Source organism: Streptomyces sp. NPDC028289, from assembly GCF_055565975.1.
The window spans coordinates 291279-307184 of the sequence record NZ_JBVHTI010000001.1 but is presented as its reverse complement, the minus strand read 5'-3'; the positions used below and the strand labels follow the sequence as shown (position 1 = coordinate 307184).

The window sequence follows — 15906 nt, the reverse complement described above, 5'->3', positions numbered from 1 at the left end:
GAGAGCGCCGTCGGGGTTCTCGCCGTTGCGGCTGAAAGAGGTTACCGGCGGGCGGAAGAGGTCAGCGGCGGTTCAGCAGGGAGAGGGTTCTGCGGGCTGCCGCCACCACCGCCGCGTCGATGAAGCTGCCGTCGGGGAGGGCCTGGGCGCCCTGTTCCGTGGTGGCTGCCTTGATGACCGTTTCCGCCTGTTCGAGTTCGGCCTCGGTGGGGAGGTAGGCCCGTTCGATGATCGGAAGCTGCCGGGGGTGGATCGCGGCGCGGCCCAGGAAGCCCAGGGCGCGGCCGTGGGCGCAGGAGGCGGCGAGGCCGTTGAGGTCGCGGGTGTCGGGGTGGACCGACTGGGGCGGTGGGGCGAGGCCCGCCGCCCGCGCGGCGACCACGATCCGGGAACGGGACCAGTCGAGGCCGATGTCGTCCCGTACCCCCAGGTCGGCCCGTAGGTCCGCCTCGCCCAGGGAGATGCCCCGCAGGGCGGGGTGTGCGGCCGCGATGGCGTAGGCGTGTTCGATGCCGAGGGCCGATTCGAGCAGGGCGTAGAGGGGGAGGGCGGCGGTGCGGGCCGCGAGGTGGCGGATGTCCTCGGGGCTCGTGACCTTCGGGAGGCGGAGGCCGGCGAGGCCCGGGAGGGAGCGGAGGGCGTGGATGTCGGTCCGTGCCCAGGGGGTGTCCAGGGCGTTGACCCGGACGTGGACCGGGACCGGCTGGGGGTGGGCGAGGAGGTCGGCGGTGGCCTCACGGGCGTAGTCCTTGCGGTCGGGGGCGACCGCGTCCTCCAGGTCGATCACCACCACGTCGGTTCCGGAGGCCAGCGCCTTGGCGACGACATGCGGCCGGTCGCCGGGGACGTACAGCCAGGTCAGGGGGAACGGCACCGTGGTCATACGGCGCCCTCCGCGCGCAGGGCCCGTACCTGGGCCGGGGTCAGGCCCAGCTCGGCCAGGACCTCCTCCGTGTCGGCGCCGTGCGGGCGGCCGGTCCAGCGGATCGCGCCCGGGGTGGCCGAGAGCCGGAACAGGACGTTCTGCATGCGCAGGGGGCCCAGGTCGGGGTCGGGGACGGTCGTGATCGTGTTCAGCGCCTGGTACTGGGGGTCCGCCATGACGTCCCGTACGTCCTGGATCGGCGCCACGGCCGCCTCCGCCTTCTCGAACTCGGCCAGCACCTCGGCGCGGGAGCGGGTGGCGACCCAGCCGCCGACGGCCGCGTCGAGGACGTCGGCGTGCGCGGCCCGGCCGGCCCCGGTCGCGAACCACGGCTCGTCGATCAGCTCCGGCCGTCCGACCAGCCACATCACGCGTTCGGCGATCGACTGGGCCGAGGTGGAGACGGCGACCCAGCTGCCGTCCGCCGTGCGGTAGGTGTTGCGCGGGGCGTTGTTGGCGGACCGGTTGCCGGTGCGTGCCTGGACGTAGCCGAGCTGGTCGTACCAGGTGGGCTGGGGGCCGAGGACGGCCAGGATCGGCTCGATGATCGCCATGTCGACGACCTGGCCCTCGCCGGTGCGGTCCCGGGCCGCGAGCGCGGTCATCACGGCGTACGCGGTGGCCAGCGCCGCGATGGAGTCGGCGAGGCCGAACGGAGGCAGCGTCGGCGGGGCGTCCGGTTCGCCGGTGATCGCCGCGAAGCCGCTCATCGCCTCGGCGAGGGTGCCGAAGCCGGGGCGGTGGGCATAGGGGCCGAACTGGCCGAAGGCGGTGACCCGGGTCAGCACCAGGCGCGGGTTGGCGGCGGACAGCTCCTCCCAGCCGAGGTCCCACTTCTCCAGGGTGCCCGGGCGGAAGTTCTCGATGATCACATCGGCGGTGGCGGCCAGCCGGAGGAGCGTGGCACGGCCGCCGGGCTTGGACAGGTCGAGGGTGAGGGTGCGTTTGTTGCGGCCGAGCAGCTTCCACCACAGGCCCACGCCCTGCTTGGCCGGGCCGTGGCCCCGGGAGGGGTCGGGCTTGGCGGGGTGCTCGACCTTGACGACCTCGGCGCCGAAGTCACCGAGCAGGGTGGCGGCGAGGGGACCGGCGAAGAGCGTGGCCAGATCGAGGACGCGCAGACCGGTGAGGGGTGCGGACGGGGGCGTGGGCGGGGACTGGGGGTGCATCGCCTGACCTGTGGGTGCCGGGGGCGTCTTGGGCGTCTTGGGCGCCCTGGGGGTCGCACTCATGCGGTGTACTGGGTTTCGATCTCCGGGCGGTACGGCATCGACTCCGTCGCCCCTTCCCGCTGGACGGAGATCGCCGCCGCGGCCGCCGCCCAGGACAGGGCCTCGCGGATCGGTTTCTCCTCGGCCAGGGCCACCGCGAGGGCGCCGACGAAGGTGTCGCCCGCGCCTGTCGAGTCGACCGCGGTCACCCGGGGCGCGGGGATGACCAGGGGGGCGGCGTCGCGGGTGAGGTAGAGGCTGCCGGCCGCGCCGAGGGTGACGACGACCTGTGGCACCTGGTCGAGGAGCGCGGCCGCCGCGTCGCGCGGGTCGGCCCGGTCGGTGAGGGTGGCCGCCTCCCGCTCGTTCGCCACCAGCAGGTCGATGTTGTCGAGGAGCTCGGACGGGAGCGGGCGGGCCGGGGACGGGGTGAGGACGGTCCGGATGCCGTGACGGCGGGCGGCCTGCGCGCCGGCCACGACGGCCGCGAGGGGGATCTCCAGCTGGAGCAGGAGCATGTCGGCGGAGGCGATGACGCCCTCGTCGCCGGGGGAGAGATGGTCGACGGTGCCGTTGGCGCCGGGGACCACGACGATCGCGTTGCCGCCCTCGTCGTCCACGACGATGTGCGCGGTGCCGGACGCGCACTCGATCGTGCGCAGCGAGTCGGTGTCCACGCCGGAGTGTTCGAGGGTCTCGCGCATCCGGGTGCCGTAGGCGTCGTGGCCGACCGCGCCGATCATCGAGACGGTGGCACCGGCGCGGGCGGCGGCGATCGCCTGGTTGGCGCCCTTGCCGCCGGGGATCGTGCGGAACGCCCGTCCTGTCACGGTCTCGCCGAGCTGTGGGGCCTTCTCGGCGTACGCGACGAGGTCCATGTTCATGCTGCCGAGTACGGCGATGTGGGTCATGAGCGGGTCGCCTCCAGGTGAGTGAGGTGGGCGAGGGTGTCGAAGCCGGTGCCGTCGAAGCCGGCGACGGAGGTGGCGAGGCGGTTCTTGAGCGGGGTGGTCCAGCGGTCGGGGAGCGCGTCGGGGTCCCCCGCGAGCAGCCCGGCGACGGAGCCGGCGGTCGCGCCGTTCGAGTCGGTGTCCCAACCGCCGCTCACCGCGCGGCAGACGGAGCCGGTGAAGTCGCCGTCGGCGTGGGTGAGGGCGGCGGCGATCAGTGCGGTGTTGGGGACGGCGTGCACCCAGTGGTGGGTGGGGGAGTGGGCGCGGTGGAGTTCGTCCACGACCGTCTCGAAGTCCGCGTGGGTCTCCGCGAGCCGGATCCCGTGGTCGATCGCGGTGGCGAGACGGGAACGGGGCGGGACGACGGAACGGCCGGCGCGCAGACAGGCGTGCACGTCGTGGGTTCCGGTGGCGGCGGTGGCGATGACGGCCGCCGTGAACATGGCCGCGTAGACGCCGTTGGCCGTGTGGGTGAGGGTGGCGTCCCGGTGGGCCTGTTCGGCTGCGGCGGCCGGGGCGCCGGGGTTGGTCCAGCCGTGCACGTCGGCGCGGATGAGGGCGCCGATCCATTCGCGGAAGGGGTTGCGGTGGCGGGCGGTGTGCGGGGGTTCGATGCCGGAGAGGAGGTTGCGGTAGGCGACGCGTTCGGCGGTGAAGGTACGGCCGGCGGGGAGTTCGTCGAGCCAGAGGGCGGCCACGTCGGCGGTGGTGAAGTCCCTGGTGTGGCGTTGGAGCAGGAGGAGGTTGAGGAGGGGGTAGTTGAGGTCGTCGTCCTCGGGCATGCCGTCGATGTTCTCGGCGAGGGAGGTGGGGGCCGAGCGGCGGTTCCAGGGGTGGGCGGAGAGGAGTTCGGCGGGGACGCCGTGGGCCGTGAAGTAGTGGTTCAGGGGCCAGTTGCCGGTGGCGCGGGCGAGTTCGCGGATGGCGTGCAGGGGCAGCTTCTCGACGGGTTTGCCGAGGAGACAGCCGACGGCTCTGCCGAGCCAGGCGGCGTGGTAGGTGCGGGGGTGTGGGGGCCGGGGGGTGGGGACGCTTACCGGCGCTTGCCGGATGCCGCCCGCGCCCACCCTCCCCCACGCTCGGCTTCGCTCGCGCGGGGGGACCCCCATCGCCCCAGCGGCACGACCGCCCGCGGCTGGATGCGAGACGCGGCTGGGCAGCGCCCCGTCAGGGGCGCGGGGAACTGCGCGATCAGCCGCATCGCACCCGCAGTCGCACGACGGTCCGCACCGCCCTCCCCGTGGCGCAGTCGGCCACTGCGGACACAGCGCCTTGATCGCTTCCAGGTCCGTCGGCTCGTTCAACCTGCTCGGCAGGTCCGCGAGTTCGTCGAGGAGGTCCTCCGCAAGCTGGCGGAGATAGCGCGACGCCCTGTCCGGAGACGCGCCCGCTCGCGGCGGCGCGTCCGCGCCCCCCGCCGCCCGCCACCTCGCCTCGACGGCCGACGGCTCCCGCCCGTCCTGCCGGGCCTGGCGCAGCTCGTGGCCGAGCAGGTCCTCCGGCTGGACCCAGGTCAGCCGGAGCAACTCGGGCCTCCGAGGTGGCCGAAGGACTCCTCGTGCGCGCGGCGGCGTTCCTTGTCGCGGGTGAAGATCTCGCGGGTCACGGCGGCCAGCGAACGGGGCGGTTCCCAGAGATCGAGGCGGCTGGCCTCGGCCACCCGCTTCGACCAGTCCTCAGGGACCGGCGAGCCCAGCGCCCCGGCGATCGCGCCCGCCATCGTCGCGATGGAGTCGCAGTCCCGGCCGTAGTTGACGGAACCGAGGACGGCGTGCCGGTAGTCGCCGTCCGCCACCAGCAACATGCCCAGGGCGACCGGGAGTTCCTCGATGGCGTGCAGGCGGGAGGGGCGGCGGGCACCGAGGGAGGGGGACCTGTAGTCGGGGCCCACCGTGTCGTAGGGGGCGATCGCGTCGCGGAGCGGGACGAGCGCCGACTCGAAGTCGGTGTGGTGCGCCGCCGCTTCACAGACCTTCTCGATCGCCTCGCGGGTGCCGTCCTTCGCCAGGGACAGGCAGGTGCCGACCATGGAGTCCGGGGTCGCGCCGGGCGCCGTCGCCGCCGCCACCGCCGCCGCGAAGACGCCCGCCGCCTCCCTGCCGTACGACGACTGGTGGGCGCCCGCGACGTCCAGGGCCTCGGCGTACGCGGCCCGCGGGTTCGCCGCGTTGACCAGGCCGACCGGGGCCATGTACATCGCCGCACCGCAGTTGACGATGTTGCCGACGCCGGCCTCGCGGGGGTCGACATGGCCGTAGTGGAGGCGGGCCGCCAGCCACTTCTCGGCGAGGAAGATCCGGTGGAGGGGGATGGTCTCCGCCTCCAGCTCCGGGATCCAGCGCGGGTTGGTCATCAGGTCGGGGACCAGGTGGTCGGCGACGGCGTACGCGTCGAGGTGGTCGCGGACCCGGTCGTACACCCGTACCAGCGCATGGGTCATCAAGGTGTCGTCGGTGACGTGCCCGTCGCCCTTGTGGTACGGCGCGATGGGGCGGGCGGTGCGCCAGGCGTCGCCGTTCCAGGGGCCGACGACGCCGTGGACGCGGCCGCCGTGGCGTTCGAGGATCTGGTCGGGGGAGTAGCCCTCGACCGGCCCGCCGAGGGCGTCGCCGACGGCGGCCCCGACCAGTGCTCCGGTGATCCGGTCGTCGAGCGAAGCTCCGGTGCTTTCTTCTCCTTTGGGCGTCATGCACCGAATCATCCACCTGGACGGGCCGGTTGCGTGGCTTCCAGGAGTTCGGCGAGTTCCACGAGGTCCGTGCCGGTGAGGCGGGGGAGGGCGCAGCCGGAGAGGATGCGGCAGGCGTCTCGCCAGGACGGGGGGATCGCGTCGCCGCCGCCGAGGGCGCCGGTGAGGGCGCCGGCCAGGGCGGGGGCCGAGTCGGCGACCCTCGACAGACACGCGGCGGCGGGTACGGCCTCGGCGATCCGGCCTCGGGAGGCCGTGGCGAGGGCGAGGGCGACCGGGACGGTTTCGGCGGCGGCGATGCCGTAGCTGTAGACGTGGTCGACGATTTGGTGTTCGAGGAGGGGGATCAGGGCGAACGCGGAGTCCGCGGTGCCGGCGAGGGTGAGGGCGTGCCGGGCGTTGCGGCCGATCTCGGTGGCCTCGGGGAGTTCGGCGAGGGCCGCGGCCGCGCAGGTCTCGACCTCGGCGCCGGCGAGGGCGAGGGCGATGGCGGCGGCCATGGCGCGGGCGCCGTGCACTCCGTCGCCGTCCTGGGTGTAGCGGGCGTCGAACTCGGCGAGGTCGGCGGCGCGTTGGGGGTCGCCGGGGTGGGCGACGGCGAGGGCGCAGGCGCGGACGCAGGCGGCGTCGTCGAAGTAGTGCGGGTTGTCGTGGCCGGTGGCGGGCGGGCGCAGGCCGGTGGCGAGGTTGCCGAGGCCGGCGCGGACGGAGATGCGGGCGCGCAGGGGGAGTACGGCCGACTCGATCTCCGGGGCGCGTTCGGCCGCGGCGGCGACCTCGGAGGCGACGGCGGTCCAGGTGAGGTCGATGGCGGCGCGGGTGCGGAGCTCACGGCTGAGGTCGCCGAGGAGGGTGTCGTCTCCGGCGCGCAGGACGGCTTCCGCGGCGAAGGCCGCCCACTCGGCGTCGTCGGAGGGGCCGAGGCGGAGGGGCTCGGGCGGCTGGTTGAGGGCGATGGGGACGGGGAGGGTGGTGGTCGCGTTCTGCTCGGCGAAGGTGTCGAGTTCGCGGGTGAGGCGGCGGGTCCATTCCGGCATCCGGGATGCGCGGTGCCGCGCGGAAGGCCAGCCGGCGGCGTCCCCTGCGGCGAGCCCGAGGAGGAGCCCCTCGATACGACGCCGGTTCACCGAAGCCCCTCGCCACAGCCGGCCCCCAGGGGGCTCCGCCCCCTGGACCCCCGAGACCTCGACCACCCACCACCCGACTCGGTCGGCAGAAAGGCGGGCGCCGGGGGTTGCGGCTCGGTGGGGATGGGGGCGGGTGGTCGGGGGTCTGGCTCGGCCGGCAGCAGGGCTGGTGTGGTGGGGCCGGATGGTTCGAGGTGTGGCTCGGTCGGCAGGAGCGCTGACGTGGTGGGGTGTGGCCCGGTCGGGATGGGGCGGGGTGGTTCGGGGGGCGTCTTGGCTGGCAGGAGGGCTGATGTGGCGGGGTGCGCCTCGGTCGGCAGGCAGGCGGATGTAGCGGGGTGCGCCTCGGTCGGCAGGAGTGCTGACGTGGGGGGGTGTGGCTCGGTCGGGATGGGGGCGGGTGGCTCGGTCGGGAGAAAAGCCGGCGGCGTGGGTCGTGGGCCGGTCTGTTCCGACGCCGCTGCCAGCAGCAGGTCGGCCACCTCGAGGACGTGGTGTCCCGCCATGGAGGGCAGGCAGCTCCCCCGGGCCGGGCCGATCGCCGCCCTCCATTCCTGGGGGATCGCCGTCGCCCCGCGCGTCGCCCCGGCCAGGGCGCCGGCCACCGCGGCCGTGGTGTCCGCGTCGCGGCCCATGTTGACGGCCGTCAGTACCGCGTCCCGGAAGTCGCCGTCCGCCGCCGCGTACGCGCCGAAGGCGAGGGCCACGGCCTCCGGGGCCAGGTCGGTCCACGGGTAGCCGCCGATGACCACCGCGGAGCGGACCGCCCGTTCGCCGCGGTGGGCGACCGACACCGCGCGGCGCAGGGAGCGGGCCGTCCAGGAGTCGTCGGGTACGACGGCGAGCGCGGCCGCCACCACCGCCGTCGGCGGGGCCCCCGCCATCGCCGCCGCGACCCCGGCCGCCACCGCCTGGCCCCCGTAGATGCCCTCGCCCTCATGGCTCACCGAGCCGTCGACGGCGACCAGGCGGGCCGCCTCGGCGGGGCGGCCCGCCGCGAAGACGCCGAAGGGTGCCGCCCGCATGGCCAGGCCGTCGCTCCAGGCGTGCCGGTGCTGGGCGGAGATGGGGGCGGCGAGGCCCCGGCGCAGGTTCTCCAGGGTGCCGCGTTCGCTGAAGCCGGCGCCCTTGAAGGGGCCCTCGGCGCGGTCGGCGATCCACTCGTGCCAGGCCGCCTCGACATGGGCCGGGGTGAGTGCCGAGCCGTGGCGGGCGAGGAGGAGGCCGGAGAAGATCGCGTACTCGGTGTCGTCCGTACCGGCGGGACGGTCGGCCACGTATCCCGTGATGCGGCCCCAGCGGGCGCGGATCTCGGAGGGCTTCATGTTCTCCGCCGGCGCCCCGAGCGCGTCGCCCACGGCCAGGCCCAGGAGCGCGCCCCGCGCCCGGTCGTGCAGCTCCGGGGCGCGCTCGTCGGGGGCGGGGGCCGGCGGGGTGCAGACGATCGATGACATGGGCGGGCCTCTCCGGGAGGGGCTTCGCGCGGGGGCGCGGAACCGTTTGCGGATGTGTCCCACCAACGGCGGTTGACCGCAGCCTGAAGGCCCTCTACATCACCCGGTCGACATCTGTGCACAGCCTCGCACGTGTGAGCGGAGAGAGGTAAAGCCGCAGGTTAGCCGAGCCTTTCCTTGCTGGCGGCAGGGAATGCCGGGGCGTAACGTCAGCGTTGTCGAAAGATAGAACTTGTCCAAACTTAGCTTTGCCTCAGCTTATTCGGGGCACACAGCGAGACCTCTGGGGGACCCCTCATGGCCGTCATCGAGACGCAGGCGACTCTGCACGAAGCCCACCGTGACAACCACACCCACCGGGATGTGAACGGGGGCTGGCTGCGGCCCGCCGTCTTCGGTGCCATGGACGGGCTCGTCTCCAACCTCGCCCTGATGACCGGTGTGGCCGGCGGTGCCGTCGGCCACCAGACCATCGTGATCACCGGGCTCGCGGGACTGGCCGCCGGCGCCTTCTCGATGGCCGCCGGCGAGTACACCTCCGTCGCCTCGCAGCGCGAGCTCGTCGAGGCCGAGCTGGACGTGGAGCGCAGGGAGCTGCGCAGGCACCCGCAGGACGAGGAGGCCGAGCTGGCCGCGCTGTACGAGGCGAGAGGCGTCGAGCCGGCGCTGGCCCGGGAGGTCGCCCGGCAGCTGTCCGCCGACCCCGAGCAGGCGCTGGAGATACACGCCAGGGAAGAGCTCGGCATCGACCCCGGAGACCTGCCCTCGCCGCTGGTCGCCGCGGTCTCCTCCTTCGGGTCGTTCGCGCTGGGCGCCCTGCTGCCCGTACTGCCGTTCCTGCTCGGTGCGACCGCGCTCTGGCCCGCCCTGCTGCTGGCCCTCGCCGGGCTGTTCGGCTGTGGTGCCGTGGTGGCCAAGGTGACCGCGCGGAGCTGGTGGTTCAGCGGTCTGCGGCAGCTCGCCCTGGGCGGTGCGGCGGCCGGTGTGACGTACGCCCTGGGCACCCTGTTCGGGACGGCCGTAGGATAGGGAATCTGGTAGCTATGCGTTGGGCCGCATAAATACCCGTTACTCGCTGGTTTCGAATGCTTAACCACCGGGCATGAGCCGTAAGCGCCGCAGGCAATGACGCCTGCCGTGCACCCGTGGGGGTGGCGCGACGCTCGCCCCCGCCCCGCGGACCGATGGACACGGATCTGTCCGGATCGGTCCCCCACCACCTTGGCCGCCCTGAGCGGTACCCCGCCGTAAACCCCTGCGGCGTCCGCATGTTGGAACGGTGTATCCAGTTCCCGAGAATCGCTTCATCATGTAACCTGCGTGAAATTTCGCAACAAAAACGCAGAGGGCCAGCGTCGTCCCTCGGCACCTGCTATACGCCACTGACGACGACGGGAGAGCCGATGCGTACGCCGCGCCAGCCGTCCCAGCACTCCACGAACGGCCGAAACTGGTCGTTCATGGATGCTCGCCCTGCTGCGCAGGGTATGTACGACCCCCGCAACGAGCGCGACGCCTGTGGCGTCGGCTTCGTGGCCACCCTCACCGGCGAGGCGAGCCATGCGCTGGTCGAGCAGGCACTCACGGTTCTGCGCAACCTGGAGCACCGCGGCGCGACCGGCTCCGAGCCCGACTCGGGCGACGGCGCGGGCATCCTCTCCCAGGTGCCCGACGCCTTCTTCCGCGAGGTGGCCGGATTCGAACTGCCGGCGGCCGGTTCGTACGCCGTGGGTATCGCCTTCCTGCCCGAGGACGGCACGCAGGACGCCGTCTCGCAGATCGAGACGATCGCGGCGGAGGAGGGCCTCACGGTCCTCGGCTGGCGCGAGGTTCCGGTCGCCCCGGGGCTGCTCGGTGCCACCGCCCGCTCCACCATGCCGGTCTTCCGGCAGGTCTTTGTCGCCGACGGCGCCAGCGAGGGCATCGCGCTGGACCGCAAGGCGTTCGTGCTGCGCAAGCGCGCCGAGCGCGAGGTGGGCGTCTACTTCCCGTCGCTGTCCGCGCGGACCATCGTCTACAAGGGCATGCTGACCACCGGCCAGCTGGAGCCCTTCTTCCCGGACCTGTCCGACCGCCGCTTCGCGTCCGCGATCGCGCTCGTGCACTCCCGGTTCTCCACGAACACCTTCCCGTCGTGGCCGCTCGCGCACCCCTACCGCTTCGTCGCCCACAACGGTGAGATCAACACCGTCAAGGGCAACCGCAACTGGATGCGGGCCCGTGAGTCGCAGCTGGTCTCCGACCTGTTCGGCCCGCAGGAGAAGCTCGACCGCGTCTTCCCGATCTGTACGCCCGACGCCTCCGACTCGGCGACCTTCGACGAGGTGCTCGAACTCCTGCACCTGGGCGGGCGCTCGCTGCCGCACTCCGTACTGATGATGATCCCGGAGGCGTGGGAGAACCACGACTCCATGGACCCGGCCCGCCGCGCCTTCTACGGCTTCCACGCCACGATGATGGAGCCCTGGGACGGCCCCGCCTGTGTCACCTTCACCGACGGCTCCCAGGTCGGTGCCGTTCTCGACCGCAACGGTCTGCGTCCCGGCCGCTACTGGGTGACCGACGAGGGCCTGGTCGTCCTCGGCTCCGAGGTCGGCGTCCTCGACATCGACCCCGCCAAGGTGGTCCGCAAGGGCCGGCTGCAGCCCGGCAAGATGTTCCTCGTCGACACCGTCGAGCACCGCATCATCGAGGACGACGAGATCAAGGCGTCCCTCGCCGCCGCGCAGCCGTACGCGGAGTGGCTGGAGGCCGGCGAGATCGAGCTGAGCGACCTGCCCGAGCGCGAGCACATCGTCCACACCCACGCCTCGGTCACCCGCCGCCAGCAGACCTTCGGCTACACCGAGGAAGAGCTGCGCGTCATCCTCGCGCCGATGGCCAAGGCCGGCGCCGAGCCGATCGGCTCCATGGGCACCGACTCGCCGATCGCGGCGCTGAGCGAGCGCCCGCGGCTGCTCTTCGACTACTTCACCCAGCTGTTCGCCCAGGTCACCAACCCGCCGCTGGACGCCATCCGCGAGGAGCTCGTCACCTCGCTGCGCTCGTCCCTCGGCCCCTCGGGCAACCTGCTCGACCCGAACGCCGCGTCCTGCCGCTCGGTCGTGCTGCCCTTCCCGGTGATCGACAACGACGAGCTGGCCAAGCTCATCCACATCAACGCCGACGGCGACATGCCCGGCTTCAAGGCCGCGACCCTGTCCGGCCTGTACCGGGTCTCCGGCGGCGGCGACTCGCTCGCCGCCCGCATCGACGAGATCTGCGCCGAGGCCGACGCGGCCATCGAGAACGGCGCCCGCCTCATCGTCCTGTCGGACCGGCACTCGGACGCCGAGCACGCGCCGATCCCGTCGCTGCTGCTCACCGCGGCCGTCCACCACCACCTCATCCGCACCAAGCAGCGCACCCACGTGGGCCTGCTGGTCGAGGCCGGTGACGTCCGCGAGGTCCACCACGTCGCCCTGCTGATCGGCTTCGGCGCCGCCGCCGTCAACCCGTACCTGGCCATGGAGTCCGTCGAGGACCTGACCCGCGCGGGCACCTTCCTGCCGGGCATGGAGGCCGAGCAGGCCATCCGCAACCTGATCTACGCCCTCGGCAAGGGCGTCCTGAAGGTCATGTCCAAGATGGGCATCTCCACGGTCGCCTCCTACCGCGGCGCCCAGGTCTTCGAGGCCGTCGGTCTCGAAGAGGGCTTCGTCGACAAGTACTTCAACGGCACCGCCTCCAAGATCGGCGGCGTCGGCATCGACGTCATCGCCAAGGAGGTCGCGGCCCGCCACGCCAAGGCCTACCCGGCCTCCGGCATCGCGCCGGCCCACCGCGCCCTGGAGATAGGCGGCGAGTACCAGTGGCGCCGCGAGGGCGAGCCGCACCTGTTCGACCCGGAGACGGTCTTCCGCCTCCAGCACTCGACGCGCGCGAACCGCTACGACATCTTCAAGAAGTACACGGACCGCGTGAACGAGCAGTCCGAGCGCCTCATGACGCTCCGTGGCCTGTTCGGCTTCAAGTCCGACCGTCCGTCGATCTCCGTCGACGAGGTCGAGCCGGTCTCCGAGATCGTCAAGCGGTTCTCCACCGGCGCCATGTCGTACGGCTCCATCTCGCGCGAGGCGCACGAGACCCTCGCCATCGCCATGAACCAGCTGGGCGGCAAGTCCAACACCGGTGAGGGCGGCGAGGACCCGGACCGCCTCTACGACCCGGCCCGCCGGTCCGCCATCAAGCAGGTCGCCTCCGGCCGCTTCGGCGTGACGAGCGAGTACCTGGTCAACGCGGACGACATCCAGATCAAGATGGCCCAGGGCGCCAAGCCCGGCGAGGGCGGCCAGCTGCCCGGCCACAAGGTCTACCCGTGGGTCGCCAAGACCCGGCACTCCACCCCGGGCGTCGGCCTGATCTCCCCGCCGCCGCACCACGACATCTACTCCATCGAGGACCTGGCCCAGCTGATCCACGACCTGAAGAACGCGAACCCGCAGGCGCGGATTCACGTCAAGCTGGTCTCCGAGGTCGGCGTCGGCACGGTCGCGGCCGGTGTGTCCAAGGCGCACGCGGACGTCGTGCTCATCTCCGGCCACGACGGCGGTACGGGTGCCTCCCCGCTGACCTCGCTGAAGCACGCGGGCGGCCCCTGGGAGCTCGGCCTCGCCGAGACCCAGCAGACCCTGCTGCTCAACGGCCTGCGCGACCGCATCGTCGTGCAGACCGACGGCCAGCTGAAGACCGGCCGCGACGTGGTCATCGCCGCGCTGCTCGGCGCCGAGGAGTTCGGTTTCGCGACCGCGCCGCTCGTCGTCTCCGGCTGCATCATGATGCGCGTCTGCCACCTCGACACCTGCCCGGTCGGCGTCGCCACCCAGAACCCGGTGCTGCGCGACCGCTTCTCCGGCAAGGCCGAGTACGTGGTGAACTTCTTCAAGTTCATCGCCGAGGAAGTCCGCGAGATCCTCGCCGAGCTGGGCTTCCGCACCATCGAGGAGGCCGTCGGCCACGCCGAGGCGCTCGACGTCACCCGTGCCGTCGACCACTGGAAGGCGCAGGGCCTGGACCTGGCCCCGCTCTTCTACGTGCCCGAGCTCCCCGAGGGCGCGGCGCTGCACCAGACCGTCGCGCAGGACCACGGCCTGGAGAAGGCCCTGGACAACGAGCTGATCAAGCTCGCCTCCGACGCCCTGGCCGCCTCCAGCGCCACCGACGCCCAGCCGGTGCGCGCCCAGATCAAGGTGCGCAACATCAACCGCACGGTCGGCACCATGCTCGGCCACGAGGTGACGAAGAAGTTCGGTGGCGCCGGCCTGCCCGACGACACCATCGACATCACCTTCACCGGCTCGGCCGGCCAGTCCTTCGGCGCCTTCCTGCCGCGCGGTGTCACGCTCCGCCTGGAGGGCGACGCCAACGACTACGTCGGCAAGGGCCTCTCCGGCGGCCGTGTCATCGTCCGTCCGGACCGGGCGGCCGACCACCTCGCCGAGTACTCCACCATCGCGGGCAACACCATCGCGTACGGCGCGACCGGCGGCGAGCTGTTCCTGCGCGGCCGGACCGGCGAGCGGTTCTGCGTCCGCAACTCCGGTGCGCTGGTGGTCTCGGAGGGCGTGGGCGACCACGGCTGCGAGTACATGACCGGCGGCCACGCGGTGGTCCTCGGTGAGACGGGCCGTAACTTCGCGGCCGGCATGTCGGGCGGTGTCGCGTACGTCATCGACCTGAACGTCGACAACGTCAACGTGGGCAACGTCGACGCCGTCGAGGCCCTCGACGACGCCGACAAGCAGTGGCTGCACGACGTGGTGCGCCGGCACGCCGAGGAGACCGCCTCCACGGTCGCCGAGAAGCTGCTCGCCGACTGGGACGCGGCCGTGCAGCGGTTCAGCAAGATCATTCCTGGCACTTACAAGGCAGTGCTCGCCGCCAAGGACGCCGCCGAGCGAGCGGGTCTCTCCGAGACCGAGACCCACGAGAAGATGATGGAGGCGGCGATCAATGGCTGACCCGAAGGGCTTCCTGAACCACGGCCGTGAGGTCGCCAAGACCCGCCCCGTCGCCGACCGTGTCCGGGACTGGAACGAGGTCTACGTCCCCGGCTCCCTGCTGCCGATCATCAGCAAGCAGGCCAGCCGGTGCATGGACTGCGGCATCCCGTTCTGCCACAACGGCTGTCCGCTCGGGAACCTGATCCCCGAGTGGAACGACTTCGCCTACCGCGAGGACTGGACGGCCGCCTCCGAGCGCCTGCACGCCACGAACAACTTCCCGGAGTTCACGGGCCGCCTGTGCCCGGCCCCGTGCGAGTCGGCGTGCGTGCTCGGCATCAACCAGCCGGCCGTGACGATCAAGAACGTCGAGGTTTCCATCATCGACAAGGCGTGGGACGCGGGCACCGTCGCCCCGCAGGCCCCCGAGCGCCTGTCCGGCAAGACCGTCGCCGTCATCGGCTCGGGCCCCGCGGGCCTGGCCGCCGCCCAGCAGCTCACCCGGGCCGGCCACACCGTCGCCGTCTACGAGCGCGCCGACCGCATCGGCGGCCTGCTCCGCTACGGCATCCCCGAGTTCAAGATGGAGAAGCGGCACATCAACCGCCGCATCGAGCAGATGCGCGCGGAGGGCACCCGCTTCCGTACCGGCATCGAGATCGGCCGCGACCTCAAGGCGACCGACCTGAAGAAGCGGTACGACGCGGTCGTCATCGCCGCCGGTGCCACGACCGCCCGTGACCTGCCGGTCCCCGGCCGCGAGCTCAAGGGCGTCTACCAGGCCATGGAGTACCTGCCGCTGGCCAACAAGGTCCAGGAGGGCGACTACGTGGTGTCGCCCATCTCGGCCGAGGGCAAGCACGTGGTCGTGATCGGCGGCGGCGACACCGGCGCGGACTGCGTGGGCACCGCCCACCGCCAGGGCGCGGCCTCCGTCACCCAGCTGGAGATCATGCCCCGGCCGGGCGAGGACCGGGCGCCGCACCAGCCGTGGCCGACCTTCCCGATGCTCTACAAGGTCACCTCGGCGCACGAGGAGGGCGGCGAGCGGGTCTACTCCGTCTCCACCACGCACTTCGAGGGCGACGAGGACGGCAACGTCCAGTGGCTGCACCTCACCGAGGTGGAGTTCGTCGACGGCAAGCTGACCCCGAAGCCGGGCACCGAGCGGAAGATCCCGGCCCAGCTGGTCACCCTGGCCATGGGCTTCACCGGCACCGACCGGGTGAACGGTGTCGTGGACCAGTTCGGTCTCGAGCTCGACGAGCGCGGCAACGTCGCCCGCGACGCCGACTTCCAGACCAACGTGCCGGGCGTCTTCGTCGCCGGTGACGCCGGCCGCGGCCAGTCCCTGATCGTCTGGGCGATCGCCGAGGGCCGCTCGGCCGCCAAGGGCGTCGACCGCTTCCTCACGGGCGCGAGCGACCTCCCGGCCCCGATCCGCCCGACGGACCGCTCGCTGATGGTCTGACCCACACCCCAACAGACGTCCCGTACAACGGCGTACGGAACACTGACGGCGCCTGCCCCACAGTCCCCGACCGGACGACTGGGCAGGCGCCGCCG

At 72.5% G+C, this 15906-nt stretch carries 9 protein-coding genes and 1 pseudogene; 3 read left to right on the top strand and 7 right to left on the bottom strand.

All coding sequences use genetic code 11. From position 1 onward, the window contains the following. Nucleotides 1-61: 61 nt before the first annotated feature. The 7 genes and pseudogenes from ACZ4UV_RS01405 to ACZ4UV_RS01375 all read right to left on the bottom strand — a co-directional run. On the bottom strand, nucleotides 62-883 hold the full coding sequence (locus ACZ4UV_RS01405) for an HpcH/HpaI aldolase/citrate lyase family protein (RefSeq protein ID WP_451015804.1): 822 nt from the start codon (nucleotides 881-883) through the stop codon (nucleotides 62-64). Further along, the gene (locus tag ACZ4UV_RS01400) at nucleotides 880-2094 is read right to left on the bottom strand and encodes a CaiB/BaiF CoA transferase family protein (RefSeq protein ID WP_467836454.1); all 1215 of its coding nucleotides are present in this window, start codon (nucleotides 2092-2094) and stop codon (nucleotides 880-882) included. Before ACZ4UV_RS01400 ends, ACZ4UV_RS01405 begins: the two co-directional genes overlap by 4 nt. 59 nt (nucleotides 2095-2153) lie before the next feature. Then, nucleotides 2154-3047, bottom strand: a complete 894-nt coding sequence (gene rbsK / locus ACZ4UV_RS01395; protein ID WP_390038171.1) for a ribokinase — start codon at nucleotides 3045-3047, stop codon at nucleotides 2154-2156. Continuing rightward, complete coding sequence (locus tag ACZ4UV_RS01390; RefSeq protein WP_467835222.1) at nucleotides 3044-4615, bottom strand: ADP-ribosylglycohydrolase family protein; 1572 nt, start codon at nucleotides 4613-4615, stop codon at nucleotides 3044-3046. The genes rbsK and ACZ4UV_RS01390 overlap by 4 nt, the downstream gene beginning before the upstream one ends. Beyond that, a complete protein-coding gene (locus ACZ4UV_RS01385; protein ID WP_467835219.1) occupies nucleotides 4603-5778 on the bottom strand; it encodes an ADP-ribosylglycohydrolase family protein in 1176 nt (391 codons plus the stop codon). The genes ACZ4UV_RS01390 and ACZ4UV_RS01385 overlap by 13 nt, the downstream gene beginning before the upstream one ends. An 8-nt stretch (nucleotides 5779-5786) precedes the next feature. Further along, nucleotides 5787-7235 carry an ADP-ribosylglycohydrolase family protein gene (locus ACZ4UV_RS01380; RefSeq protein ID WP_467836451.1) on the bottom strand — a complete coding sequence of 483 codons (1449 nt, stop codon included), beginning with the start codon at nucleotides 7233-7235 and terminating at the stop codon, nucleotides 5787-5789. 136 nt (nucleotides 7236-7371) lie between these two features. Continuing rightward, a pseudogene (locus ACZ4UV_RS01375) lies at nucleotides 7372-8359 on the bottom strand (ADP-ribosylglycohydrolase family protein); the annotation flags it as partial. A gap of 297 nt (nucleotides 8360-8656) precedes the next feature. Here ACZ4UV_RS01375 and ACZ4UV_RS01370 point away from each other — a divergent pair. The 3 genes from ACZ4UV_RS01370 (at nucleotide 8657) to ACZ4UV_RS01360 (ending at nucleotide 15811) form a co-directional block, all read left to right on the top strand. Then, nucleotides 8657-9388 (top strand): VIT1/CCC1 transporter family protein, encoded by a 732-nt coding sequence (locus ACZ4UV_RS01370; RefSeq protein WP_351489454.1) that lies wholly within the window; start codon nucleotides 8657-8659, stop codon nucleotides 9386-9388. Nucleotides 9389-9819: 431 nt separating this feature from the next. Next, nucleotides 9820-14358 (top strand): glutamate synthase large subunit, encoded by a 4539-nt coding sequence (gene gltB, locus ACZ4UV_RS01365; protein WP_467835216.1) that lies wholly within the window; start codon nucleotides 9820-9822, stop codon nucleotides 14356-14358. Continuing rightward, entirely contained in the window at nucleotides 14351-15811 is a 1461-nt protein-coding gene (locus tag ACZ4UV_RS01360) for a glutamate synthase subunit beta (protein ID WP_390038181.1), read from the top strand. Before gltB ends, ACZ4UV_RS01360 begins: the two co-directional genes overlap by 8 nt. The last annotated feature ends 95 nt before the right edge of the window (nucleotides 15812-15906 follow it).

Excerpts from the sequence above, each read along its gene's own strand:
- ACZ4UV_RS01370 (WP_351489454.1), top strand. The coding sequence starts at position 8,657 with ATGGCCGTCATCGAGACGCAGGCGACTCTGCACGAAGCCCACCGTGAC.
- ACZ4UV_RS01405 (WP_451015804.1), bottom strand. The coding sequence starts at position 883 with ATGACCACGGTGCCGTTCCCCCTGACCTGGCTGTACGTCCCCGGCGAC.
- gltB (WP_467835216.1), top strand. The coding sequence starts at position 9,820 with ATGGATGCTCGCCCTGCTGCGCAGGGTATGTACGACCCCCGCAACGAG.
- ACZ4UV_RS01360 (WP_390038181.1), top strand. The coding sequence starts at position 14,351 with ATGGCTGACCCGAAGGGCTTCCTGAACCACGGCCGTGAGGTCGCCAAG.
- ACZ4UV_RS01385 (WP_467835219.1), bottom strand. The coding sequence starts at position 5,778 with ATGACGCCCAAAGGAGAAGAAAGCACCGGAGCTTCGCTCGACGACCGG.
- rbsK (WP_390038171.1), bottom strand. The coding sequence starts at position 3,047 with ATGACCCACATCGCCGTACTCGGCAGCATGAACATGGACCTCGTCGCG.
- ACZ4UV_RS01400 (WP_467836454.1), bottom strand. The coding sequence starts at position 2,094 with ATGCACCCCCAGTCCCCGCCCACGCCCCCGTCCGCACCCCTCACCGGT.